Origin of the sequence: Corynebacterium phocae (genome assembly GCF_008693075.1) — a bacterium.
GTDB lineage: Bacteria > Actinomycetota > Actinomycetes > Mycobacteriales > Mycobacteriaceae > Corynebacterium > Corynebacterium phocae.
Window position 1 is genome coordinate 85,264 of record NZ_VXKJ01000048.1, and the last position, 23,980, is coordinate 109,243.

Consider the following 23,980-nt stretch of genomic DNA (forward strand, 5'->3'; position numbering starts at 1 on the left):
AGTCGCGCCCAAAACCCATCAATCTGTGCGCCTAGTGAGAGTGTTTCCGCAAGGGCGCTAAGATGGGTGACCATGTTGCCCCTCTCCCGTGTTATCCCGGCCCTTCTTCTAGGCGTGGGCGTGGCCAGCGTGTCCGCTGGCGTAGCCGCGCCCGTGTTCTTGGACGCGCGGCCTGCGGTACCGCTGGACCTTGAAGACACCACCTGGACCATCGTGGATGAGTCCGCCACCACCCGACTGTTCCAGGACGGGCGGCAACTCAACGTACCCGTTACGGCCCAGTGGCACCTCAACCTCCAAGAGCCGGCTGACGAAGACACCACCACCGTGCGCATTGGCTCCAGCCTCATGCGCTCTAGCCAACAGTCAGAATTAGAGCGGCTAATCCAGGCGCAGGTGTGGACTTACCCCATCGACCGAATTACGCGCAGCTCCACCGGAGTTGCGGAAGTCTCCCACACCATCGGCATGCCCAGCGCCGGACTCACCGTGGACGGCGTGTGGTTCCTGTTCCCGGCAGACGCGGAGAAAACCACCTACGAGGTCTTCGATGAAACGCTACGTGGCACCGCCCCCGCCGTATTCGACCGGGAAGAAAAGATAGATGGACACACCATCTACGTCTACCGGCAGGAAATTGCGCCCACCAACGTGGCAACGCGTTACGCCAGCCTTTTCAACGTCACAGAAGTCGCCGAAAAGGCTCAGCCCGCGCCACCACCTGCTCCCGCCGCACCCGAGGGGCTGCCAGAGACACCCGGGGATGTGCCGGAACCACCCGAGGGGCTGCCAGAGACACCCGGGGATGTGCCGGAACCACCCGAGGGCCTACCCGAGGCACCCGAGGGCCTACCAGATGAACCGGCACCCGACACCCCGGTGGCCCCGGAGCCGCCACAGCCGCAAAAGGGCTACCTCCATCACTCCGCCACCCGCGATTTCTTCGTTGATCAGCGCACCGGCCTGGTAGTGGACATGGACGTGCAGGTCCACGACTTCTACGCCACGGCAGAGGGCGCGGAGCTGGAAAATTCCCTAACCTTTTCCGGCTCCATCTCCGAGGCAGACACCGCGCAGTTGCTAGAACAAACCAAGAAGTTCCCCAACCCCGCGCTCATTAGGACTGTTCGCCTCACCCTTATCATCGGCGGCGGACTACTGACCATTGTCTCCGCGCTAGGCGCTTTTGGACTGGTGGCGCGCAAGCGCCGCGCTGTTAGCACACCGGCCGGCGAAGGGCAGGCCGTGCCCGCTAGCCTGCAGAACCCCTAATCCGGAATAGCCTTCCCTCCCAAAAGCGGCGCCAGCACCTCCGCCAACTGGTCCATGCCAGCACATGTATGGTTGGCCATAATCGTAATCCGGATAATGGCCTGCCCCCTGGGCACGGTGGGATAGCGGATGGCAGGGGCCCAAATTCCGGCCTGCGCCAGTTGCTGGGAAACCCACATAGCGCGGGCTTCATCCCCCACCGGCACCGCCAGAATGGGGACCCCGCGCGCGGCCATCCCTAAGACCTTCTCCGCGTAGGCGATATTGCGGTGCAAACGCCCCACCACGTCCGTGCTGCGTATCAGCCGCAAAGACTCCCTAGCCGCCGCCACGGGGCCGGCGGACAGCGAGGTGGAAAAAACGTAGCTTCTCGCCTGGTTGCGCAGCAACCTGGCGGTCTCAGCGCCACAGCACACAAAACCGCCTTCCGCACCGAACGCCTTTGACAGTGTTCCCACCAAAATATCGGGCGGCAACCGATCTGACGGCAGGCGTTCCTGGTTCAACAACCCTGCCTCCTCCACAACGCCCCGGCCGGATATTCCCAGAGTGCCGATACCGTGCGCGTCATCCACCATGGTCCAGCAGCCGGAATCCATAATCTTCGCTAACGGCGCGCGATCCCCCGACATGGAAAACAGGCCATCAGTCACAATCAACCGTGGGGCGCAATCACGGGTGCCACCGCCCGTCCCGGCGCGCGCAGAAGGCGGAGAAAGGTGCGGGTAGACCTCCACCTTGGCGCCCCGCTGTGTAGCCAAGCGCATGCCGTCAATCAGCGAGGCATGGTTTGCCGTGTCCGAATAAACTTCCAGACCCTCCCCCGCCAGGGCTTGCAGCGTAGAAAGATTGGCCTGGTAGCCGGTGGCAAATAACACGCAGTCCTCGTAGCCCAACCACTGCGCCAGACTGGTTTCAAGCTCGCGGTGCAAACTGTGCGTACCGGTGGTAAGCCTTGACCCGCCGGAGCCAGTGCCCCACAGTGCCGTAGCTTGCAGTGCGGCACTCACCACCTCCGGGTGATGAGCCAGTCCCAGGTAGTTGGAGGAAGAAAACAGTAGGTATTCCCGGCCATCAATAACCGCCCGAGGGCCTTGTGCGGAGCCGAAGGTCCGCGGTTGGCGTTCCAAGCCGGCGGATTCCCACGCCGCATTTCGTTCCGCGCACACCTCGTTGAGCTTTAGCGCGGGTCGTGCAGCTTTCCGGCCCGGCGCGGTGGCGGCGTCCCGCTGGCTGATGAACACCGGCGTGCGCTCAAGGTAGCGGACAATCTCATCCACGGTGGCAACCTGTGGGTCAATAAATAAGGCGCGGCCGCCATGCGGTGAACCCTCGGGTTTGATGTGATGTATGCGGTAGTAAGTGCCGCCACGGGCTACGTACCCGGTGGTATAACGGGGGTCATCGGAAACGCAGACCTCCGCCACCACGCCGGGGCAAGACTGGGCCTTTGTGGCCAGCGCCAAGGCCTCCCGGAAATGACTCTTTGCGCCGCTGTCCACAGAAGTGTCTTGCCAATCCATCCGGGAAACCCGCACGCCCCGGGCGCGGTCCGGTTCCACACGCTGACCGGTGTGGATATCGATGAGGGCAGCGCCGCGAAGGCGCTCGGAATTCCGCGCCAGCTCCAACCCGGACGGCGGAAGATCCGCCAACAGCTGGGCAAGCCTGTCCTCCGCAGCGATATCCCCTGGCTCCTCTACCCGTAGCGCGGGGATGGTCCTCGGGTGGGTCCCCAACTGCTCTACCGTAAGGGTGAGACTATCTGGCAGACCCTGTTCGTGGACCACCGCGCGGTGGGTCAACTCCCCGGCAATCTTTTCCCACTGCCCGGGGGTGGTCACTAGCCTTTCCGCCCCGGAGGTATGGACTCCCGCGCGGGAAGCCCGCATGCGCACTGAATAAACCGCCATGTGGCCATCATAGCCACCAAATTGAACGCCGTTTAAGGAAACAGTGGTGGAAAGATTCGCCTCAGCCCGAAACAAACTGTCACCGGGACTGCGCCTGGTACTGCTCTAGGTTCCTAAACCCAATCCCCAGCGGCAAACCGGCGTTATCTATCAACCGAACTCCACCTACCGTGGCTGCTATCAGCAAACGGCCATCGCCTTGCTCCGGGGGCTCGCCCAGGTCCGCGCCACGAACCTGTACGTATTCAGCTTCCACTCCCGCCGCCTCCAATACTGCCTGGGCAACATCCTGGACTTTCTGGGCTCCTGCCTCCGCGGCGTGCGCCCCGGCAGTTAAAGCCGCTGAAATAGCGCGCGCCTGCTCCCGCGCCTCTGCGGCTACACGGGAATTGCGCGTGCTCACAGCCACGCCGTCCGGCATACGCACGGTCGGAACTCCCTGCACCCGCACCGGCAGATTCAGGTCCTGCAGCGCAACATTAGTGGCCACCAACAGCTCATAATCTTTCTCGCCCATGATGAGGTGGCTGGGCATTACTGTCCCCACCATTGACAACACGCGGTGAAGCTCCGTGCCCAGCTCCGCGGCCGGTTCCAGTCCCTGGAACGTCGGCGCAATCCGAATGCGCACCGGCCGGGGCGCGTAGTGCCAGACCACGTCGACTTTCTCTTTTCGCAACACTTCAAGGTCCGCGTCGCCAACATCACCGACCGCAACTATGACCACTGCCCCCCGGACGGCCCGGGCGGCTCGGACGAGGGCAACATGCCCCGCATGCACACCGTTGCCCAGCGGCACAAGAGCAACCGGGCATCCGGTCTTTCTGAAAGCCGAAGATATCATCCGCACCTGTGCAGGGTCGTCAGTCTCAACGGCACGGCCTAACTCAAAACTCATCGATTCTCCTCCAAAAGTGCCCACATCTCCAGGCTGGGATCTCCGTGGATTTCCGCATACCGGCTAGCGGCCGCCAGATATGCCCGCCGCAAGCTGGGGTCCCCAATATGGGGAAACGCGGCCATAACGCCCCTGCCGCCAATAAGCGGGTCACCATCATTATCTTCATCCAAGAGACCGCGTACGGCCTCCTGCGCCGCCAGCGCGATACTCCGCGTCATCTTGGCGTAGGCCACCTGGGCGGCAAGCAGTCCCCGCTCCGCGTCGGGTATTTCACACCCCTGAGCACCCATCTCCCCCAGAATGAGCTGCGCGATAGTTAGACCCAATTCATCGGCCGCAGAGACCACCCACCGGTTGCCACTGACCGGAGAAATAGCAGCCACTACCACCCCCAGGGTCTCGAGGTTGTCTAGAACCTGCACACCCGTCGATAGGCAGGTGTGAATGACAATGTGAGCGCGCCGCAAATCTGGTTCCAATGCTTGCGTAACCCGGGAAATTCCACCTTCATCAACTGCGAGGATGAAAGCGTCATAACCGCTGAGGCTGTCCACACCGGGATTTTCAACTACCGTGTGCCCGGCCGCCGCCATCCCCGCGGCTAGTGCGGTGCCCTCACGACTTTTGCCCAATAGCGCGACCCGCATACGTGGCGCGGGCACTTACTTATCCTTCTTCAGTTCTGCCAATAGCTCCGCCACCGTCTTCACGCCGTCGCGGTCATTATCAGACCGGCGGCGCCCGTGGCGGTCATAACTTTCCTTCCCCTGGCTGCCAGCTGGAGCAGCCCGCCGGGCACCTTCTGAGCGGTCACGGTCTTCCGGCTGGAGCGTTTCACCGGCTGACTCGTTCTGCCGTGTGGCCCGGGTGGACCCAGTGGATTCGGCCGTCTGAGTGGACCCGGCGGCCTGACCTGTCTGCTCCGGCTGAGGCTTACCATCAACGCTCAGGAATTCCCCGGTATCCCACTTCACCGAATCAAAGGACTTAGTACTAAACAACGGTTCCGGCATTGCCCGGGAAGCGGGTTCAGACCCAGCCTCCACCCGTGCGGGCTGGGGTTCTTCCTCACGCTCTGGAGTTGTCTCAGAGGCGGCGGTGGACGGCAAGTCTTCGGGCACCGGTTGCGCCTGCCGCTCGCTTTCCTTTTGCCGATCTTTGATGAGCGCAGCCAAAGGATTGTCTTGGCGGGGAGCAGATGTGTTTCCCACTTCGCCAGCAACAGCGCTGAGAGAAGGTGCGCCCTGCGAAGGCTGCGTAAAGGAGACTTCTTCTTCCCGCGCAAAATCTTCTGCTGCCGGCGTTGGCGCGCGGAACTCAATCTCCGCTATCCGGCGGGCCTCAGCGTAGAGCGCCGCCGGCTCATAGGCGTACTCCCGCCCGGCCAGCTCAGCGAGCTGAGCCTGGATTTGTTCCAGCTGCTCTTTAATTTCTTTCCATTCTTCCGGCACGGTCGGTGCAGAGGGAGCTGCAGGCTCCTGCCGGGTGTTGTCAGTTGCTTCAGAAGCAACACGAGCCAGTTCGGATTGGTAATACTCCTCACGAATCCACAGCTCATTCTCGCGTTCTGCGGCTTCCCACCTGTAGCGGCTAAGGAGGAAAAAGCCCAATACTGCGGCCCACAAAGAAGCCAAAAGCGCCAGTTTAAGCGCCACGTCAGAGCCGGAAACCAACATCACCACGCTGGCCAGGACGGCCAGGACAACCAGCACTATGACGCCCAGTTGGCCCTTGTCCATGCTAGATTGCTCCGCGGAGGCCTCACCATAGGTGTCTTGGTCCTCAGCAGCTACTTCGGGTTCGTTGCCACGCTCTACAGTCATGGGGTCTAATTTACCCTACTTAATTCACGCGCCAACACCATCAGGCGGCGGTGGCGCTTCACACTGGCCTTCCAGGTAATACCCGGACGCCGCCATGGCTACTCCGCCGGAGATGCAAAAGATGACGCCCCAAAGGTCATCCGCAGCCGCCGCCAGCTCATTCACGCGGGGAAAGACGTAGCAACCAATGCCCCCGTATGCACCAGCTACCACCGCGCCCGTCCACGCAGACGCTTTTCCCACCAGCATGAAGTTGGCCACCGTCATGGGGTTAAGCTGCGAGCGGTCCAATCCGATCCCCAGACCATCGTCCTTCTTGGCAGCGCGGACCTTAAAAGCCAACATCACGCACACCACGGTCATCAACCATAAGGTGACAGACACGGTCACTGGGATGGAGTAGATATTCCCGTAAAAGGCCGGGGTAACTATGGCAAAGGCTGCCACCAGGAAACCAGCTACCGCCACCAGTGCTTTGAGGCTCGTGCGTTTCATAGCTCCTCCATCATTCCAAGTCTGCGGACTCCGGCTACTTCAGCGGGATCCAAGTCCGCTATCAGCGCGCCCAGCTCTTTGCCATGCAGTGTAGCTGCGGGATGCGCCTCCAACCAGGGGATCAGGACAAAAGCGCGCTGATGGGCATAAGGGTGCGGGACGGTAAGCTCCGCGGACTCGGAACTAAAACCTTCAATGTCCACGATGTCCACGTCCAGGGTTCTGGGACCCCACCGGCGCAGGCGCGCGCGCTGGGCTTGGTTTTCCAGCTCCTGCCCGCGCGCCAGCAGCTGCAAGGGCGTGTCATTCACATCCACTACGAGCACCGCGTTGAGGAACTCATCTTGGTCTTCCACTCCCCATGGCGGGGTAGAATACACAGCGGACTGGCTAACAATCTCCCCCGCAAAATCCCGGAATACGGTGCGCAGAAGCTCCACCCGGTCATCCATGTTTGAGCCAACCGATAGCACTGCCCGCATGGCCTAGCCCATGTACTTTCGAGAACGCCGGGCAACTACTGCCACATCTTTAAACGTCCGGGGGATAGGTGCTTTTGGTTTGTGCACAGTCACTTCTACCGCCATCAGGAAACTGAAGGTACGCATGACATCTTCCGCCACAGCAGAGGCCACGGTCTCGATGAGGTCGCGGGAGGGGCCTTCCACAACCTTGGCTGCCACCTCCGCGAGTTCGGCGTAATTGAGGGTCTGCGCAAGATCATCCGTACGGGCGGCTCCGGAGAAATCCAACCAGCACGTTATATCAATGATAAACGGTTGGCCTTCGCGCTTTTCCTCCGCTAATACACCGTGGTAGCCGTAAAACTCCAGCCCGGTCAGTTCAATTCTGTCAGCCATCTTCCTTAACTCCTCTGGTAGGTCTGCGGGGTGGTGTGCCCACCAGCATAGGCTGCGCCGGCGTTCCAGGCGGCTGCCACATCAACGGCGTCGCGGGAGACTGCCACTTCGTGGACCCGAACCCCCCAAGCGCCCAGGTGCGCTGAAATGGCGGTCACCGCTGCGGTGGCGGGATCCGCCAATATAGGGTTTGACTCCACGCCCCGGTCCCCGCGGATAGCGGCCAGGAACCTCTTCCGGGAGGCACCAACCAGCAGCGGGAACTGGCCTTCTAGAAACTGCGGGAGCGCGTTGAGCAAAGCCCAGTTATCTTGCGGGGATTTGGCAAACCCTAAGCCTGGGTCCAGGACTATATTGTCGCTGCGCACCCCGGCGGACAGAGCTTTGTTCACCAGCCTGCCGAGTGTTTCCTGCACGTCTTCGACTACACTGCCGTCCTCATGGGCGCGCCCGGCAGAAGACAACACCCCCTCCTGCAGCGTCTTCCAGTGCATGAGACAAACCGGGATACCTGCACTGGCCATGGCGCTGTACATGCCTGGGTCCGCTAGCCCACCGGACACGTCGTTGATGAGATCCACTCCCGCATCAGCGGCGGCAAGCGCCGTTGCCGCCCGCATCGTGTCCACGGAAGTCCGGATTCCTTCCGCGTGCAAAGCCGCGATAACCGGCACCACGCGGGCGCGCTCTAAGTCAGCGTCTACCCGGGTTGCCCCGGGCCGGGTGGATTCTCCGCCCACGTCAATGATGTCAGCGCCCTTGGCCACCAACTCCCGCGCATGCTTTACGGCTGCGGACGGATCCACCCACTTCCCGCCGTCGGAAAAAGAGTCCTCGGTGACGTTGACTATCCCCATCACTAGAGTGCGGTCAGCAACAGTCAGGTCAGCTACGCTTTGTGCTTGGTCCATTGGTTAGTGCCTAATCAGGCTCATAACCTCAGCCCGCGAGGCAGGGTTGGTCTTAAAACCGCCGCGCACTGCGGAAGTGGTGGTGGTGGCCCCCGGCTTGCGGATACCCCGCATGGCCATGCACAGGTGCTCAGCCTCAATAACCACGATGGCGGACTGGGCGTGCAGCTTCTCTACCAGGGCGTCGGCTATCTGCGAGGTCAGGCGTTCCTGAACCTGCGGCCGCTTGGCGTACATGTCCGCCAGACGGGCCAGCTTGGACAGCCCCGTGACGTGGCCGTCTTTACCCGGGATGTAGCCAATGTGGGCCTTGCCATAAAAGGGCACCAGGTGGTGCTCACAGGTGGAGTAAATAGGGATGCCACGGACCAGGACCAATTCCTGATGGTCCTCAGCAAAGGTCTTAGCCAGCACCTCAGTGGGATCGGTATGCAAGCCCGCGAAAATCTCCCGATAGGAACGTGCCACGCGAGCCGGTGTTTCTTGCAGCCCCTCCCTGTCGGGGTCCTCGCCAACGGCCAGGAGCAGTTCGCGTACCGCGGCCTCCGCGCGTTCTTGGTCAAAGCGTGGGGTGGCTTTATCGCTCATTGCCATCCCCCCGGCCGGTGCCGTACGGGTTGTCCTCCGGATCCGGAACGTGCCAGCCGGGGTTCGCCCAGTCATCGGAAGTCTCCGGTGCCCGGTAGTGCCGCCCCCGCGGCGCGGTGCCTGCGGCGTTGTCCGCAGCGTTGTCCGCAGCGCTGTCCTTAGCAGCGTCGTCCGCAGCGCTGTCCTTGGCAGCGTGCTCGCGGCGGTCACTGCGGTCACTGCGGTCATCACGGTCACTGCGGTCGTCGCGGTCGTCGCGCTGTTCATGCTGGGCAGCGCCATCCCGCACCGAAATTACCTCTGTAGAACCGGGTTGGACTGCCAGAGTCAGCTCCTGAGTCTCCTGCTTAGCTTCGCCGTTATCGGAGCTGTCCCGCTTGCCGTCTTCAGAGTAATCACCAGCGTGAATACCAAAGTTGAATCCAATTTCTTCCTCAGCTTTGATAACGCGCTTGGTGGGCACAGCAGCGCCAGAACCGTCTTCCGACTTATCCTGCGCGCCGTGAGCTCCGGGCTCTGCACCCTTGCTGCCTAAGAAGGGCTTACCGGGAATAATCGACTTAGCCGGCTTCTCACTACCCTCGGCCTTTTCGGCTTCCTCAAGGCGGGCTTTGCGCTCAGCTTCGCGGCGGGCGCGCACGGCCTTGGTGGCATCAAGCAAGGTGAAACGCTTGGGCGGTTCCTCGCCGCGCTCTTTGGCAATCTCCACCGGGGTCTTAACCGGCTCCCGGCCTTCCTGGCGGGGGAAGAAATCATCTTCGCCCTCAAAGACCTCTAGGGCCTCCCGGGGCTCAATTCCAGCAAAGCACGCTTCCAAGTCCGGCCGGCGCAAAGTTTCCTTCTCCAGCAGCATTTCCACCAGCTTATCCAGGTAGTCACGGTTTTCCGCTAGAACGTCATAAGCCTGGCGGTGTGCGCGCCCCAGAAGGTAGCGCATCTGTTCATCAATGGTCCGCGCCACGGCATCGGAGTACTCAATGCTCCCGCCGGCGCCACCATGGGCAAAGGGATCCCCCTGCTCTTGGCCGTATTTCACGGTGCCCAGCTCCGGGCTGAAACCGTATTCGGTCAGCATGGCGCGCGCTATCTTGGTGGCGTGCTCAATATCGGAAGACGCGCCGGTGGTCGGTGCGCCAAAAACTAGCTCTTCGGCAGCGCGGCCACCCATGGCAAAGACCAAGCGGGCGAAAAGCTCATCCCGGGTGTACATACCCTTGTCGTCTTCCTGGGACGTCATGGCATGGCCGCCGGTGCGCCCGCGGGCCAGAATGGTGACCTTATAGACACGCTCAATATCTTTCATGGCCCAGGCCGCCAAAGTGTGGCCGCCCTCGTGATAGGCGGTGACCTTCTTTTCATGCTCGGAGATGATCTTCGACTGCCGGCGGGGGCCGCCCACAACGCGGTCGGTGGCCTCTTCCAGGGCGTCGGCGGTAATGACATTGCCGCCAATACGGGCGGTAAGCAACGCCGCTTCGTTGAGCACGTTGGCCAGGTCCGCGCCGGACATGCCGGCGGTACGCTTGGCCAATTCCTTGACGTTAACTTCCCTAGCCAGGGGCTTGTCTTTGGAGTGGACTTCCAAAATCTTCTCCCGCCCGGCCAGATCCGGTGCGGTTACGGGAATCTGGCGGTCAAAGCGCCCGGGGCGCAGCAGCGCGGGGTCCAGGATGTCAGGCCGGTTGGTAGCGGCAATGAGGATAACGCCCTCACGGTCGCCGAAGCCGTCCATTTCCACCAGGAGCTGGTTGAGGGTTTGCTCCCGCTCGTCGTGGCCGCCACCCATGCCGGAACCGCGTTGGCGGCCAACGGCGTCAATCTCATCTACGAAGATGATGCAGGGGGATTGCGCCTTGGCCTGCTTGAACAGATCGCGCACGCGGGAAGCGCCCACGCCCACAAACATCTCCACAAAGTCCGAACCGGAGATGCTAAAGAATGGCACCCCGGCCTCACCGGCTACCGCACGGGCGAGCAGCGTCTTGCCTGTACCCGGAGGGCCATAGAGCAACACGCCGCGCGGGATCTTCGCGCCCAGCTCATGGTAGCGGGAGGGGTCTTCCAGGAAGTCCTTGATTTCCATGAGCTCTTCCACGGCTTCGTCTGCACCAGCAACATCCGCAAAAGTGTTGGTGGGCATATCCTTGGTGAGCTCTTTGGCTTTGGACGCGCCAATGCCAAACATTCCGCCACCGCCCTGCTGCATGCGGGACATGAAAAAGAACAGCAGACCAAACAGCAGCAGCATCGGAAGCATGAAGCTGATAATGCTGCCGATGAAGGATTCCTGCGTCACGTGCGTAGCAAATTTCTCCGCGCCGGAGTCCTTGACCGAGTTGAAAATCTGCTCAGTGGCACGCGCGGGATACTTAGCTATGACTTCTTCGATGCCCTCGCGCTCTTCGACAGTAATGGGCTCGCGGAGCTTGAGCCTGACTTGTTGTTCGCGGTCATCAATCTGGGCCTCTTCGACGTTTTTCTCCGCCATCTGCTCTAGAGCGATGGAGGTGTCAACCCGCATAAAATTGCGGGTGTCATTGGTAAAAAAGGTAAAGGCGTATAGCGCCATGAGCACCAGCGCAGCGATTGAGCCGTAGCGCACAATGTTGGAATTCTTCATCAATTTTTTAAAGTTTTCTTTTTAATCCGTGTAAACGTCAGGCTTCAGGGTGCCTACGAAGGGCAGGTCGCGGTAGTTCTCGGCAAAATCCAGGCCGTACCCCACAACAAACTCATTGGGAATATCAAACCCGGTAGCCAGCAGGTCCAGGTTGGCCTTGACTACCTCGGGTTTGCGCAGCAGGGTAACAATCTCCAGGCTGCGAGGCTTGCGGCCGCGTAGGTTTCCGAGCAGCCAGGACAGGGTCAGTCCGGAGTCAATGATGTCCTCCACAATCAGGACGTCGCGGCCTTCAATGTTGCGGTCAAGGTCTTTGATAATCCGCACCACGCCGGAGGAAGAGGTGGAATTTCCATAGGAGGAAACGGCCATAAATTCCTGCTGGGAGGGGATAGACAACGCGCGGGCGAAATCTGACAGGAAGAATACGGCTCCCTTGAGAACTCCCACGAGGATAAGCTCTTGCTCGATGTCCTTGTACTTCTCCGAAACCAGATCCGCCAGTTCCTGAACGCGCTTACGGATCTCTTCTTCAGAGAGCACAACGTGTGCAATATCTTCACCGTAAGGGTTGGCCGGAATCGGGTGGTCTTGGATTTCGTGCATGGAGGCTCCTTAGTTGTCTTTACTGGAGATTGTGCCGGGCAATAGTGCCAGTTTGCCACCTTGGCGCTTGACTTCCAACCTCACCCGGGGGTTTCCGCTACTTTTCACCGCCACGGGGCCCTGCCCGTGCCAGTTTGTCACTAGCCTACCTATAGCCTCTAGACTAGCGCGGCCGGCGTCCACCCCGTGCGCTAGGAGCCACGCTTTGATGGCGCGGCTGCGCTGCGGTGCCGGAAGTTCTACCAACGTGGCGATGTCGTTGCTGGCTGGTGTGGCCAGCAGCGCGTTATCTGCCGCTAGGGCGTCACCGGCTGCCGCCAGCGGTGCCACCGCGTCCCCGCCCACGATATCTGCCAGGAGGGGCAGGACCTCTTTCCGCACCCGCACGCGGCGGAAATCCGCGCTGTCATTGTGGGGGTCTAGCCAGGGTTCCAGCCCCAGCTCGGAGCAGGCGGCCTCGGTGTGTGCCCGCCGCAGGTGCAGCAGCGGCCGGAGGATACGGCAGCCCTCCACTTCCGATTCCGGGGCCATGCCCGTAGCGAACCCGCGCAGCGCGCCCAGTAGGAGGGTTTCCGCCTGGTCCTCGGCGGTATGGGCCGCCATCACCGGCAGGCCGAAGGTGGCTAGCGCCCGGTACCGGGCAATTCTTGCCGATGCCTCCCCGGACCCCGCCGCCACCCGAACTACCTGCGCGCGCAGCCCGAAGGACCGCGCTTTAGCCGCCGCGCCGGCGGCAACGTCTGCGGAGCCTTCCTGCAAACCATGGTCCACGCAAATGGCTAGTGGCGGCTTTGTGCGGTGGGAGGATCTGGAGGACTCGGCCGCCAGCGCCGCGGCCAGCGCCAGGGAATCCGGTCCCCCGCTAAGCCCTACCGCCACGGGGTGAGCAGTGAATTCACGTACGGCTGCACGCAGGAGGGCGAAGTTGGGCGAGCGCCGGGGCCAGAAGGGTTCCATTAGAACTCGTGCAGCGCGGAAGCTAGGTTATCCTGCAGCCCGCGCGCAGCCAGGATATCGCCGTCATTGACCAGGAAGGCAAAGGCGTAGATGTGACCCGAAGTGCCCTGCGCTATGCCCGTGAGCGCCGAGACCCCGGTGAGCGTGCCGGTCTTGGCACGGACAAAGCCCCGGCCGCCAAGTTCGGTATAACGCGCGTCCAGGGTGCCCTTTCCGCCAGCCACTGGGAGGTAGCCTATAACCGGCCGCAACGCAGAATCCGTGGCGGCCGTGGCCATAACCTTGGCCAATACCGCCGGCGGGATCCGGTTGTCAGTGGACAGCCCAGAGTTGTCTTCTAAGATCACTCCGGTGGTGGGCATCCCGCGTTCTTCCAGTACCGCCAGCGTGGCGCGCGTAGCGCCGGCAAAGCTGGGTTCTTCACCGCGCGCTGCTGCTAATTCTCTGCCGATAGCCTCAGCCATCACGTTGTCAGAATGTTTCATGGCCGCCTCAGCTCGCTGTGAAAACGGCGGGGAAACGATCTCCGCGATGACCTCCGCGCCCGCTGGGGCCGGCCCCACCCCGAAAGTGGGGGCGTCTAGCCGGCGCGCTAAAAACTTGGCCACGTCAAAGGAAGGGGTGTGGCTGCGCGGGACGTCTCCTTTTGCGGCACCGAGGCGGCCGCCAAAGACCATGCTGGGTTCCATGGGCGTGATGAAGCCGCCATCAACGTTGTCCGGGTCCCAGCCCTTGGCCTCCACCGGGCCCGGCCACACGGAGTTATCCACAAACACCGCTTCTACCTGGGGTACCACTGCCAGAATATCCTGGGCCACCTGGTCTAGCTGCGTGAGCGTCATCCATACGTCCCCGGCAGATTTGATGACCACCTCACCGGGGTTAGCGCCGCGAACAATCTGCGTGTGCAGGCGGGCCCCCGCGTCGAGCTGCGCGGTAGCTGCGGCCACGGTCAGAGCCTTGGTCGCGGACGCGGGCACCAGCGGTGCGCCGCCTTGTTTGTCCCAGACAACCTCCCCGCTGGTGGTGTCAATGACCTGGGCTCCTAGCACTCCCGCGAAACCAGCCGAAAGTTGCTCTAACCGGCCGGACAGCGCTCGGGTACCCACCGGCACCGGCTGCACCGGCCGCAGTGGTAGGGCCACCGCTGGCGCTTGGTAGGGCTGGCCGTGATCCAAGCCGGAATAGGCATCGTGCACAGCCACACCAGTTGCCGCGACCGCAGAACCGGCTCCTAACAGGACTACCGCACAGGTAGCCCACCACACGTAACGTTTACTCATCGCACTAAAGCGTAGCGGGTATGCTGTGAGATGCAATTGTCAACACCCTAAAATCTTGGCTCCCGCTGGAGCCAACCCATTGGAGGAATACAACGTGAGCGTTGAAGTAACCATCGAAATCCCACGCGGGTCCCGCAACAAGTACGAAGTTGATCATGAAACTGGCAAGGTCATGCTGGACCGCTACCTGTTTACCCCGATGGCTTACCCGGCAGACTACGGCTTCATTGACCACACTCTGGGCGAAGATGGTGACCCACTAGACGCGCTGGTCATCCTGCCTGAACCTGTATTTCCAGGCGTTGTTGTTGAGGCCCGCATCCTGGGTGTATTCAAGATGACCGATGAGGCCGGCGGAGATGACAAACTGCTGTGCGTCATCGACGACCCCCGCTGGGAGCGCTACCAGGACATCTCTGACGTGGAAGACCACATCAAGGAAGAGATTGAACACTTCTTTGTCCACTACAAGGACCTGGAGCCCAACAAGGAAGTCACCGGCTCCGGCTGGGGTGACAAGGCAGAGGCGGAAAAGATCCTCGAAGAGGCCATCGCCCGCCACCAGTAACCCGCCGCTGGGATAGATCCGCCGCCGCCCGGTAAAAAGGGGGAAATAACTTCTCCTTCCGCACCAGGGTTTGTGGCGGATTTTGCTTTTCCCCGAATAAAAGTGTCTAGAGTGGGCAGCATGAAACAAGTAGAACCGAAGAACATCCCGTCCGGCGCCCAAATCATTGATGTCCGCGAAGATTGGGAGTACGCCACAGACCACGCCAAGGGCGTCAAGCACATTCCCATGGGTGAGTTGGCGCAACGCGTAGGAGAAATTGACCCGGACCAGGACATCTACGTTATTTGCAAGTCCGGCGGCCGCAGCGCCAAGGTCTGCGCATACTTGGAACAATCCCTGGGGTGGGACGCACACAACGTAGCCGGCGGGACGGACCGGTGGCGGGAGGAAGGGCTCCCCATGGAGTAGCGCCCAATAGTTGGCTTTAACCAATCTTTTGAGGCTAAGATGGTGGCATGTCTAATAATACCCCCATCCCCACCGCCCTCCTAGAGTCTCCATCCTTCCAGCTGGAGAGGGTCCGCCGCCGCGTCCGCGACACCGTGGAATCCGCCCTTGATGACAAGGACACCACCCTCCGGGAGTTCTGGGTCCTGGCCTGCCTCATGGATGAAAGCGCCTCTAGCCAAACCCAGTTGTCCGACACCCTGGCCATTGACGCCTCGGACATGGTCCGGCTGATTGACTCCTTGGAAAAGCGCGGCTGGGTTAGCCGCCAACGCGACCCCAGCGACCGGAGGCGTCAGATTGTTACCAGCACTAAGAAAGGCACCAAGGCCCACAAGGAGCTGGCCGAATTGGTCACTGAAGCCGAAGACGAGGCACTGGATGCCTCCACCAATAAACAGCTCAAGCACCTGCGCAAACTGGCAAAATCCATCGTGCTGGCTGGCGAGGCTGATTCCTAGATGAACCGCGCCCCCGGCTCCGGGAGCCGCCACGGGCGGAATTCGGAGCCCGACCAACCGCCCCTGCCTGGCCCTGGCACAGGCCCTGGCCCAGGCCCAGGCCCAGGCCCAGTCGCAGGCCTAGGCCACGTACCGCAGCAGTACCTCACCAGCGACCAAGCGCCACCTCCGCGCACCCTGGTAGACATCGTGCGCACGAATGCGGAATTCTTCCCCGCCGCTGCCGCCATCGATGACGGGGAGATCCTCACCTACGCCGAACTCCTAGAACAGGTAGAGGCCTGGGCCGCAGAACTGCGCGCGGGCGGCGTGCGGCGCGGGGACCGGATAGGCGTGCGCATGTCCTCCGGAAAACGGGAGCTCTACCTAGCCATCCTGGCCACGCTCTTTGCCGGGGCGGCCTACGTCCCGGTGGACGCGGATGACCCGGAAGAACGCGCGGAGATGGTCTTTGCTGAGGCCAAAATCAACGGCGTATTCACCGATGACGGGTTCCACTTTCTGGGCAGCGCCGGCGGCCCCACGGGAGATCCCACTCCAGAAGATGACGCCTGGATAATTTTTACCTCCGGCTCCACCGGCAAACCCAAAGGCGTAGCCGTGACCCACGGCAGTGCCGCCGCCTTCGTGGACGCGGAAGCCCAGCTTTTCCTCCAGGATGATCCCCTGGGACCCGAAGACCGGGTCCTAGCCGGCCTATCGGTGGGTTTTGACGCCTCCTGTGAGGAGATGTGGTTGGCCTGGGGCCACGGCGCTTGCCTGGTTCCGGCCCCGCGCTCCCTAGTGCGCTCCGGCATGGATCTTGGCCCCTGGCTCATCCGCCGCGACATCACGGTGGTCTCCACGGTGCCCACGCTGGCAGGACTCTGGCCCGCCGAGGCCCTAGACGCCGTGCGCCTGCTCATCGTGGGCGGAGAAGCCTGCTCCCAGGAACTCGTTGACCGCCTAGCCACCCCCGAGCGGGAGATGTGGAATACCTACGGCCCCACCGAGGCCACCGTGGTGGCCTGCGCCGCCCAACTCACCCCCGGCCAGCCAGTCACCATCGGCCTGCCCCTTCCCGGGTGGGACCTAGCTGTGGTCGACGCCCACGAACAACCGGTCAAAATTGGCGAGGTTGGCCAACTAGTCATCGGCGGCGTCGGACTTGCGCGCTACCTGGACCCGGTCAAAGACGCAGAAAAGTACTCCCCCCTAGAGTCCCTCGGCTGGCAGCGCGCCTACCGCTCCGGCGACCACGTGCGGCTAGAAGAAAACGGCCTGTACTTTGTGGGCCGCGTGGACGACCAGGTCAAAATTGGCGGGCGCCGTATTGAGCTAGGCGAGGTAGAGGCCAGCGTGGCCGGACTTGCCAATGTCTATAACTCCGCGGTGGCAGTCCGCTCCACCCCCAGCGGGGAAAAGGTGCTGGTAGGATACGTTTCCTTGGACAACGACAGCGCTGGCTTTGACGAATCCCAGGCCCACGCGCGCCTCGCTGAAACCATGCCGGCCGCCCTAGTGCCACGAATCTGCGTACTTGAACAGCTGCCAGTGAAATCCTCCGGCAAGGTGGACCGGGACGCTCTACCCTGGCCTCTTCCCGGCGTGGGCGTGGACGCCTCCGGGCTCAACCCCACCGAAGCCTGGCTGGCGCAGCTATGGGTAGACGTCTTGGGCGTATCAGTAGAGCACAACAAGGCCGACTTCTTTGCGCTAGGAGGCTCCTCCTTGGCAGCGGCCACCCTGGTAGGAAAAATCCGCGAACGCTACCCCACCGTAGCTGTGCGCGATCTCTACGACCACCCGCGGCTGGGCAGCTTGGCAGAAAAGATTGCTGCTACTAAAGCCCCGGTACCAACAACCACCGCCAAGCCAGTCCAACGCGTGCGCCTTAGCACCCGTGCTATCCAAGCACTGGCGCAAATCCCCGCTATGACTTTGCAGGGCACCTCCTGGCTGGCATGGATTCTCCTAGCCGCCAAGGCGCTTGGCTTGCCCGCTGCCCATTACAGCTGGTGGTTAACAATAGCCATGGTGCTCATCTTTGCCACCCCGCTGGGACGGATCCCCATCGGCGCGCTAGGCGCACGCGCGCTGACAACCGGGATAGGTCCAGGCCGCTATCCCCGGGGCGGAAGCACCCACCTGCGAATCTGGGCCGCGGAACGCTGGGCGGACGCCTCCGGTTCCCGCTCAATCGCGGGCTCCACCTGGGTCAACAGCTACGCCCGACTGCTGGGCGTCAAGCTGGGAAAAAGCGTGGACCTGCATTCCCTCCCTCCGGTGACAGGACTACTCACCATCGGTGACCACGTGGCCGTGGAACCGGAAGTAGACTTAACCGGGTACTGGCTCAATGGGGACACCCTCCACGTCGGTGACATTGTCATCAACCACGACTCCCGGATTGGCGCGCGCACTACGCTGCTCCCCGGTGCGGTTGTTGGCAAAAACGCACACATTGAGGCCGGTTCCACCGTAACGGCGCGAAAGAAAGTCAAGTCAGGCCAGCGCTGGTCCGGCTCACCCGCGCGCAAAGTAGGCCGGTCAAAGCACCGCTTCCCGGACGAACACCCCGCCCGGCGCCCGCACTGGGTATGGATCTACGCGCTCACCTCCTTCCTTCTGGCCGCCTTTCCCTTAATGTCTGTAGGCGTGGGCACAGCCGCAGTCCTAGGGCTGGTGTCAATGACCCACGGCAACCCCTACATTGGTGCGGTACTCTTTGCCCCACTCGGGGCGCTCACGGCCTTCGCCGTGTACATGTCCGTCATCTGGGCCGGAACCAAAACACTGCAGATTGGCCTTCAACCCGGGATCGCTCCCGTGCGCTCCGCCCTAGGCTGGCGGATCTGGGCCGTCGAACGCCTCATGGATGACGCCCGCACCCACTTATTCCCCCTCTACGCCTCCCAACTCACACCTATATGGCTGCGCTCTCTAGGCGCAACCGTGGGCAAGGACGTGGAAATTTCCACAGCAGTCATGGTTCCAAAACTCACCGAAATCCGCGACGGCGCCTTCCTCGCCGATGACACCATGGTGGGCGGCTATGAGCTAGGCCGCGGATGGATGTTCACCGGTCCAACCCGCGTGGGCAAGAAAGCCTTCGTGGGCAACTCCGGAATAGCCGCCCCCGGCCGCAAGCTGGCCAAGAACTCTCTCATTGCTGTGTTGTCCTCCACGCCAAAGAAATCCAAAGCTGGCTCCAACTGGTGGGGCTCACCCCCAGAGCGTATGCGCCGGGTGGAAGTCCAAACCGCTGGCAACGACTCCCAGTCGCTGACCTATAACCCACCCCTGCGCCTCAAAGCAGCACGCGGACTGGTGGAAACCATGCGGCTTTTAGCCCCCATGACCTCCGCCATGATCATGGCCGCCACCGTGGGCACCATGTACTACCTGCTCGCCCACCACGGTCTAGCCACCGCGTGGGGTTTAAGCGGCCTGGTACTCATAGCCTCCGGCTGTGTAGCCATGGCCATCACGGCCGCCGTGAAGTGGGTCTGCGTGGGCAAACACCGCACCGGGGACCACCCGCTCTGGTCACCGTTTGTCTGGCTCAACGAGCTCCAAGACACCTTCGTGGAATCCGTGGCCGCGCCCTGGTTCTTCACCCACACCACCGGCACCGGCGCGATGAACATGGGACTGCGCGCCCTGGGGGTGCGGATTGGCCGTGGCGCGTGGATTGAGTCCTACTGGTTCCCCGAAACCGACCTCTGCGTGGTTGGCGACGGCGCGACCGTGGGCCCCGGCACAGTAGTGCAAACCCACCTCTTCCAAGACCGCGTTATGAGCCTAGATACCGTGCACATTGGTGCCGGCGCTACCCTTGGTTCCCACTCGGTTGCCCTTCCCGCAGCCACCGTTGGAACCGGTGCCACCGTAGGGCCGGGCTCGTTGGTCATGCGCGGCGACCGCGTGCCGGACAACAGCACCTGGCAAGGCAACCCCATTGAACCCTGGCGGTAGCCGCAAAGCGAAAGCGGCCTCCCCGGCAAAGAAGGGAAGCCGCTCAGACGGGCAAACAGGTTGCCTAGAAACTTTTAATCACCAATCTGTTCACGGCCGCGCTTGACAATTAAATCATCAGGCTCACCGACCACACTGTGGTCCTTGCTGGTGTACTCAAACTTGGAGAGCACATAACGCATAGCGTTGACACGAGCGCGCTTCTTGTCATTGGACTTGATGGTAATCCACGGGGACTCATCCGTATCCGTGTACCGGAACTGCTCCTCCTTGGCCCGGGTGTAATCATCCCACTTATCCAAGGAAGCCAAGTCCATGGGGGAAAGCTTCCACTGCCGGACCGGGTCAATCTGGCGGATAGCAAAGCGGGTGCGCTGCTCCTTGCGGGTCACGGAGAACCACAACTTGGTAATCGAAATACCGGAACCCAAGAGCATGTTTTCCAACATTGGAACCTCCCGCAGGAACTCCGCGTGCTGAGACTCCGTACAAAAGCCCATCACGCGCTCCACGCCAGAGCGGTTGTACCAAGAGCGGTCAAAGAAGACTATCTCCCCGCCAGCCGGAAAGTGCTCAATGTACCGCTGGAAATACCACGAAGTGGACTCCCGTGGGGAAGGCTTTTCCAAAGCCACCGTGCGCGCACCACGTGGGTTAAGGTGCTCGTTGAAACGCTTAATAGTGCCCCCCTTGCCGGCGGCGTCACGGCCTTCAAAGATGATGATATGGCGCTGACCAGTCTCCTTGGTCCAATTCTGCCACTTCAACAGCTCAATCTGGAGCGCGCGCTTAGTGGACTCATACTCATCACGGGTCATCCGTTCTTCGTACGGATAGTTCTCACGCCACGTCTGAATGGGTGAGCCATCCGGCATAATCAGATCCGGGTCATCCTCATCCGAATCATCTACTAGATAGCCTTCAGTCTTAGCTAAGTCAATCTCCGGCAATTCATCATCTTTAATATCAGCCATACAGCCTATTTTACGCGTTTTTCCCAGGCCGGGCCGTGATTTTGCCAAGTTTCCCTACCCCAAATGTAGTGAGTTGGCTCGCACCCACATATGAAAAAGCCCGCACCGTGCGGTGCGAGCTTTCCAACGTTCAGCTGTGTCAGCTGGGTGCTAAATTACAGCAGGCCCAGTAGAGACTTGACAGCAGAAGCCAGACCCGAAACGTCCTTCAGGAAGCCGAACAGCTGTCCAAATAGGCCGTGAGAGGAAAGCATATCCCAGTCGCGGAATGCTTCAGCAGCGCCCTGAGCTGCAGTCTTCTTGTCATCGTTCATGTTGATACTCCCTTTGAGTTAAAGATTAAGGTTGGTTTTTCCGACCCTGGTATTTTCCAGGTCCGGGCCATGATGTCCTACTTCGACAAGACATCAAGGTTTCAGAAACTTAGTTGTTACCCTCAGTATCTTTCTTGAAGATACCCTCGGTTACGTCCCAGTGCTTGGAGATGTTCAGAGGTGCCTTGCCGTCAACCTCAGGGTTCTTAACCCAGTTGTCACCAACGAGGTTGCCATCAGAGAACCAGTTGGAGAGGGTGCCAAGGGTGTTAGGAACACCCTGGAAAAGCTTCACGATGTTGTCAATGAAGGTGGAGAAGTTGGACAAAGCGTCCTTGATTACGGAAAGATCCATTTGGGTCTCCTTAAGAGATTCTCCGAACCTAGAGAAGGCCGGAGGCGGTCAATTACAGTTATCACGACTACCCTCGGTGGGAGTCACAAGAAACATCATTGCACATTTTCACAGCCAAGCAAGTTGTTTAAATGAAAATTTTCCCCAGGCAGAGCAACCCACGCACACACGAAAACCTCAGCAGGAAATTTTAGACAACCGCAAAAACGCATTGACCATTATCTTTACACCCGCCAAAAGAATTTTAGGCACTTTTTCACCCTTTCGTGTAACACCCATGGAAGGCGTTGCGATTAAATTAAGCCCGCAACACGGCTGAAAAATTTGGAAAGAACATCAGATATCACCCCTTTCCAGGGGTATTAAATCCCTCTTCTGTCAGAAAGATTTACGCCCCCAAGCAACTTTTCCCCATCAATTCCACAACTTCGGCGCGTCACTGGTTGTAAATAACCTAATTTTATGCAACCTAGAGTTCCCTTAAGGATAAGTTTTTATTAAGTTCGCGGCCAGAAAATAAAAAGACCCGGAATGCACGATCTGCATTCCGGGTCCAGCGAAAGGTGCTACAGCGCTAGCACCCGCGCAAAATTGGGACTAGAAGCCCATGCCACCCATAGCGTCAGCATCAGGGGCACCAGCGGCGCCCGCTGGCTGCGGCTTCTCAGCCACAACGGCCTCAGTAGTCAGGAACAAAGCCGCAATGGAGGCAGCGTTCTGCAGCGCGGAACGGGTAACCTTCACCGGGTCATTGATGCCAGCGGCCATGAGGTCCACATACTCGCCAGTAGCGGCATTGAGGCCCTCACCCTTAGGCAGGGAAGCAACCTTGTCAGCAACCACACCTGGCTCCATGCCAGCGTTGAAAGCAATCTGCTTCAGCGGCGCGGACAGCGCCTCGCGCACAATCTTCACACCGGTGGCCTCGTCACCGGTGAGATCGTCGAGCGAATCGAGGGCATCGGCAGCCTGAAGCAATGCAGCACCGCCACCAGCGACGATGCCCTCTTCAACCGCAGCCTTAGCGTTACGCACAGCGTCCTCAATACGGTGCTTGCGCTCCTTGAGCTCAACCTCAGTAGCAGCGCCGACCTTGAGCACAGCCACGCCGCCGGCCAGCTTAGCCAAGCGCTCCTGCAGCTTCTCACGGTCATAATCAGAATCAGAGTGCTCGATCTCCGCGCGAATCTGCTTCACGCGGCCATCGATCTGCTCCTGGGAGCCAGCGCCCTGGACAATGGTGGTGTCATCCTTGGTGACAACGACCTTGCGGGCCTGGCCCAAGTACTCAAGCTCCGCGGTCTCAAGCGAAAGGCCAACCTCTTCAGAAATAACCTGTCCACCAGTGAGGATAGCCATATCCTGCAGGGAAGCCTTGCGGCGGTCACCGAAGCCAGGAGCCTTAACAGCCACGGACTTGAAGGTGCCACGAATCTTGTTGACCACCAGAGTGGACAGGGCTTCGCCCTCAACGTCCTCCGCGATAATCAGCAAAGGCTTGCCGGACTGCATGACCTTCTCCAGCAGCGGAACCAGGTCCTTGATGTTAGAAATCTTGGAAGAAACCAGCAGGATGTACGGATCCTCCAGCACAGCCTCCTGACGCTCCATGTCAGTAGCGAAGTAACCAGAGATGTAGCCCTTATCAAAGCGCATACCCTCAGTGACCTCAAGGTCTACACCGAAGGTGTTGGACTCTTCCACCGTAATGACGGAGTCCTTATTAACAGCGCCATTTCCGACCGCGTACATAGCTTCCGCAATCTTCTCACCAATAGCCGGATCAGCCGCAGAAATACCAGCGGTGGTAGCAATCTGCTCCTGGGTCTCAATCTCCTTAGCGGAGTCCAGCAAAGACTTCACAACAGCCTTGGTAGCAGCCTCAATACCGCGCTTGATACCCATTGGGTTAGAGCCAGCGGCAACATTGCGCAGACCCTCACGAACCAAAGCCTGCGCCAGAACAGTAGCGGTGGTGGTGCCGTCACCGGCAACATCATCAGTCTTCTTAGCAACTTCCTTGACCAGCTCAGCGCCGATCTTCTCATATGGGTCTTCCAGCTCAATCTCACGAGCGATGGAAACACCGTCATTGGTAATGGTCGGTGCGCCCCAGGACTTTTCCAGGACAACATTGCGGCCCTTGGGGCCCAAGGTGACCTTCACGGCGTCAGCCAGGGTGTTCAGGCCGCGCTCTAGGCCACGACGTGCTTCTTCATCAAAGGCAATCAGCTTTGCCATAGGTTTTTGTGCTCCTTAGATCTGTAGATTCGCTAGGACGACACTCACGTCACCACGGCATGGACGCCCGCGACGGCACGGCTGGTGAGTGTTAACCAACCTCAACCACGCGTGGTTCGATGTTTGTTTAGCACTCACCCTTCGCGAGTGCTAGCAACCATATTGGCACTCGATTGGCCCGAGTGCAAGGTGGCGCGCGGGGGCTTTAGGGGATCGTTACATTGACTGCCAGAACCCCACCTTCCGTGTCAGCCTCGCGAGACGACACGATACATTCGAGGTCAGCAGTGCACTAAAACCATTCGGAAACCACCGAAGGGCAAGACAGCCGCTAGTGGAAACATTGCATTTCATAGGGCGAAGCAAGTACCTCAAACCATCTCCCTTGGGTCTCAATTGGTCAACATGAAGTTGAAGTTGCTGTGGCGAGT

At 60.6% G+C, this 23,980-nt stretch carries 22 protein-coding genes; 5 read left to right on the forward strand and 17 right to left on the reverse strand.

What is annotated here, in order from left to right:
- Positions 1-72: 72 nt before the first annotated feature.
- On the forward strand, positions 73-1,272 hold the full coding sequence (locus F4V58_RS10150; RefSeq protein WP_075735679.1) for a porin PorA family protein: 1,200 nt from the start codon (positions 73-75) through the stop codon (positions 1,270-1,272).
- On the opposite strand, the gene F4V58_RS10155 is transcribed toward F4V58_RS10150, so the two are convergent.
- The 13 genes from F4V58_RS10155 to dacB form a co-directional block, all read right to left on the reverse strand.
- A complete protein-coding gene (locus F4V58_RS10155; protein ID WP_075736699.1) occupies positions 1,269-3,185 on the reverse strand; it encodes a 6-carboxyhexanoate--CoA ligase in 1,917 nt (638 codons plus the stop codon). The two genes, F4V58_RS10150 and F4V58_RS10155, sit on opposite strands and share 4 nt — an antisense overlap.
- 79 nt (positions 3,186-3,264) lie before the next feature.
- Positions 3,265-4,083, reverse strand: coding sequence for a pantoate--beta-alanine ligase (locus F4V58_RS10160; RefSeq protein WP_075735681.1), 819 nt, complete (start codon positions 4,081-4,083; stop codon positions 3,265-3,267).
- Positions 4,080-4,748, reverse strand: a complete 669-nt coding sequence (locus F4V58_RS10165; protein WP_150385792.1) for a hypothetical protein — start codon at positions 4,746-4,748, stop codon at positions 4,080-4,082. Before F4V58_RS10165 ends, F4V58_RS10160 begins: the two co-directional genes overlap by 4 nt.
- Entirely contained in the window at positions 4,749-5,909 is a 1,161-nt protein-coding gene (locus F4V58_RS10170) for a DUF6779 domain-containing protein (protein ID WP_075735685.1), read from the reverse strand.
- A gap of 24 nt (positions 5,910-5,933) precedes the next feature.
- Positions 5,934-6,404, reverse strand: a complete 471-nt coding sequence (locus F4V58_RS10175; protein ID WP_075735687.1) for a DUF3180 domain-containing protein — start codon at positions 6,402-6,404, stop codon at positions 5,934-5,936.
- Positions 6,401-6,886: a 2-amino-4-hydroxy-6-hydroxymethyldihydropteridine diphosphokinase gene (gene folK / locus F4V58_RS10180; RefSeq protein ID WP_075735689.1), complete on the reverse strand. Its 486-nt coding sequence runs from the start codon at positions 6,884-6,886 to the stop codon at positions 6,401-6,403. The genes F4V58_RS10175 and folK overlap by 4 nt, the downstream gene beginning before the upstream one ends.
- Before the next feature lie 3 nt (positions 6,887-6,889).
- Positions 6,890-7,264 (reverse strand): dihydroneopterin aldolase, encoded by a 375-nt coding sequence (gene folB / locus F4V58_RS10185; protein WP_075735691.1) that lies wholly within the window; start codon positions 7,262-7,264, stop codon positions 6,890-6,892.
- Between the two features lie 5 nt (positions 7,265-7,269).
- A complete protein-coding gene (folP, locus tag F4V58_RS10190) occupies positions 7,270-8,175 on the reverse strand; it encodes a dihydropteroate synthase (RefSeq protein ID WP_075735693.1) in 906 nt (301 codons plus the stop codon).
- 3 nt (positions 8,176-8,178) lie between these two features.
- Positions 8,179-8,763 carry a GTP cyclohydrolase I FolE gene (gene folE, locus F4V58_RS10195; protein ID WP_075735695.1) on the reverse strand — a complete coding sequence of 195 codons (585 nt, stop codon included), beginning with the start codon at positions 8,761-8,763 and terminating at the stop codon, positions 8,179-8,181.
- Positions 8,753-11,383 carry an ATP-dependent zinc metalloprotease FtsH gene (gene ftsH, locus F4V58_RS10200; RefSeq protein WP_075735697.1) on the reverse strand — a complete coding sequence of 877 codons (2,631 nt, stop codon included), beginning with the start codon at positions 11,381-11,383 and terminating at the stop codon, positions 8,753-8,755. The genes folE and ftsH overlap by 11 nt, the downstream gene beginning before the upstream one ends.
- A 21-nt stretch (positions 11,384-11,404) precedes the next feature.
- Complete coding sequence (hpt, locus tag F4V58_RS10205) at positions 11,405-11,989, reverse strand: hypoxanthine phosphoribosyltransferase (protein ID WP_075735699.1); 585 nt, start codon at positions 11,987-11,989, stop codon at positions 11,405-11,407.
- Positions 11,990-11,998: 9 nt separating this feature from the next.
- Positions 11,999-12,946, reverse strand: coding sequence for a tRNA lysidine(34) synthetase TilS (gene tilS, locus F4V58_RS10210; RefSeq protein WP_075735701.1), 948 nt, complete (start codon positions 12,944-12,946; stop codon positions 11,999-12,001).
- Positions 12,946-14,229, reverse strand: a complete 1,284-nt coding sequence (dacB, locus tag F4V58_RS10215; protein WP_075735703.1) for a D-alanyl-D-alanine carboxypeptidase/D-alanyl-D-alanine endopeptidase — start codon at positions 14,227-14,229, stop codon at positions 12,946-12,948. The genes tilS and dacB overlap by 1 nt, the downstream gene beginning before the upstream one ends.
- 94 nt (positions 14,230-14,323) lie before the next feature.
- Here dacB and F4V58_RS10220 point away from each other — a divergent pair, with 94 nt between their 5' ends.
- The 4 genes from F4V58_RS10220 (at position 14,324) to F4V58_RS10235 (ending at position 19,665) form a co-directional block, all read left to right on the forward strand.
- Entirely contained in the window at positions 14,324-14,797 is a 474-nt protein-coding gene (locus F4V58_RS10220; protein ID WP_075736701.1) for an inorganic diphosphatase, read from the forward strand.
- A gap of 120 nt (positions 14,798-14,917) precedes the next feature.
- A complete protein-coding gene (locus F4V58_RS10225) occupies positions 14,918-15,208 on the forward strand; it encodes a rhodanese-like domain-containing protein (protein WP_075735705.1) in 291 nt (96 codons plus the stop codon).
- Positions 15,209-15,255: 47 nt separating this feature from the next.
- Positions 15,256-15,708: a MarR family winged helix-turn-helix transcriptional regulator gene (locus F4V58_RS10230; protein WP_075735707.1), complete on the forward strand. Its 453-nt coding sequence runs from the start codon at positions 15,256-15,258 to the stop codon at positions 15,706-15,708.
- Positions 15,709-19,665 (forward strand): Pls/PosA family non-ribosomal peptide synthetase, encoded by a 3,957-nt coding sequence (locus F4V58_RS10235; RefSeq protein ID WP_075735709.1) that lies wholly within the window; start codon positions 15,709-15,711, stop codon positions 19,663-19,665.
- Positions 19,666-19,739: 74 nt separating this feature from the next.
- Here the strand turns inward: F4V58_RS10235 and ppk2 are convergent, their stop codons facing one another.
- The 4 genes from ppk2 to groL all read right to left on the reverse strand — a co-directional run bounded on the left by ppk2 (position 19,740) and on the right by groL (position 23,549).
- Entirely contained in the window at positions 19,740-20,639 is a 900-nt protein-coding gene (gene ppk2 / locus F4V58_RS10240; RefSeq protein WP_075735710.1) for a polyphosphate kinase 2, read from the reverse strand.
- 155 nt (positions 20,640-20,794) lie between these two features.
- Positions 20,795-20,953 carry a hypothetical protein gene (locus tag F4V58_RS12575; protein WP_157105779.1) on the reverse strand — a complete coding sequence of 53 codons (159 nt, stop codon included), beginning with the start codon at positions 20,951-20,953 and terminating at the stop codon, positions 20,795-20,797.
- Positions 20,954-21,062: 109 nt separating this feature from the next.
- A complete protein-coding gene (locus F4V58_RS10245; protein WP_075735712.1) occupies positions 21,063-21,308 on the reverse strand; it encodes a PorH family porin in 246 nt (81 codons plus the stop codon).
- A 597-nt stretch (positions 21,309-21,905) separates the two neighbouring features.
- Positions 21,906-23,549 (reverse strand): chaperonin GroEL, encoded by a 1,644-nt coding sequence (groL, locus tag F4V58_RS10250; protein ID WP_075735714.1) that lies wholly within the window; start codon positions 23,547-23,549, stop codon positions 21,906-21,908.
- Between the last annotated feature and the right edge of the window lie 431 nt (positions 23,550-23,980).

Excerpts from the sequence above, each read along its gene's own strand:
- F4V58_RS10150 (WP_075735679.1), top strand. The coding sequence starts at position 73 with ATGTTGCCCCTCTCCCGTGTTATCCCGGCCCTTCTTCTAGGCGTGGGC.
- F4V58_RS10155 (WP_075736699.1), bottom strand. The coding sequence starts at position 3,185 with ATGGCGGTTTATTCAGTGCGCATGCGGGCTTCCCGCGCGGGAGTCCAT.
- F4V58_RS10160 (WP_075735681.1), bottom strand. The coding sequence starts at position 4,083 with ATGAGTTTTGAGTTAGGCCGTGCCGTTGAGACTGACGACCCTGCACAG.
- F4V58_RS10170 (WP_075735685.1), bottom strand. The coding sequence starts at position 5,909 with ATGACTGTAGAGCGTGGCAACGAACCCGAAGTAGCTGCTGAGGACCAA.
- F4V58_RS10175 (WP_075735687.1), bottom strand. The coding sequence starts at position 6,404 with ATGAAACGCACGAGCCTCAAAGCACTGGTGGCGGTAGCTGGTTTCCTG.
- folK (WP_075735689.1), bottom strand. The coding sequence starts at position 6,886 with ATGCGGGCAGTGCTATCGGTTGGCTCAAACATGGATGACCGGGTGGAG.
- folB (WP_075735691.1), bottom strand. The coding sequence starts at position 7,264 with ATGGCTGACAGAATTGAACTGACCGGGCTGGAGTTTTACGGCTACCAC.
- folP (WP_075735693.1), bottom strand. The coding sequence starts at position 8,175 with ATGGACCAAGCACAAAGCGTAGCTGACCTGACTGTTGCTGACCGCACT.
- folE (WP_075735695.1), bottom strand. The coding sequence starts at position 8,763 with ATGAGCGATAAAGCCACCCCACGCTTTGACCAAGAACGCGCGGAGGCC.
- ftsH (WP_075735697.1), bottom strand. The coding sequence starts at position 11,383 with ATGAAGAATTCCAACATTGTGCGCTACGGCTCAATCGCTGCGCTGGTG.
- hpt (WP_075735699.1), bottom strand. The coding sequence starts at position 11,989 with ATGCACGAAATCCAAGACCACCCGATTCCGGCCAACCCTTACGGTGAA.
- tilS (WP_075735701.1), bottom strand. The coding sequence starts at position 12,946 with ATGGAACCCTTCTGGCCCCGGCGCTCGCCCAACTTCGCCCTCCTGCGT.
- dacB (WP_075735703.1), bottom strand. The coding sequence starts at position 14,229 with ATGAGTAAACGTTACGTGTGGTGGGCTACCTGTGCGGTAGTCCTGTTA.
- F4V58_RS10225 (WP_075735705.1), top strand. The coding sequence starts at position 14,918 with ATGAAACAAGTAGAACCGAAGAACATCCCGTCCGGCGCCCAAATCATT.
- F4V58_RS10230 (WP_075735707.1), top strand. The coding sequence starts at position 15,256 with ATGTCTAATAATACCCCCATCCCCACCGCCCTCCTAGAGTCTCCATCC.
- F4V58_RS10235 (WP_075735709.1), top strand. The coding sequence starts at position 15,709 with ATGAACCGCGCCCCCGGCTCCGGGAGCCGCCACGGGCGGAATTCGGAG.
- ppk2 (WP_075735710.1), bottom strand. The coding sequence starts at position 20,639 with ATGGCTGATATTAAAGATGATGAATTGCCGGAGATTGACTTAGCTAAG.
- F4V58_RS12575 (WP_157105779.1), bottom strand. The coding sequence starts at position 20,953 with ATGAACGATGACAAGAAGACTGCAGCTCAGGGCGCTGCTGAAGCATTC.
- F4V58_RS10245 (WP_075735712.1), bottom strand. The coding sequence starts at position 21,308 with ATGGATCTTTCCGTAATCAAGGACGCTTTGTCCAACTTCTCCACCTTC.
- groL (WP_075735714.1), bottom strand. The coding sequence starts at position 23,549 with ATGGCAAAGCTGATTGCCTTTGATGAAGAAGCACGTCGTGGCCTAGAG.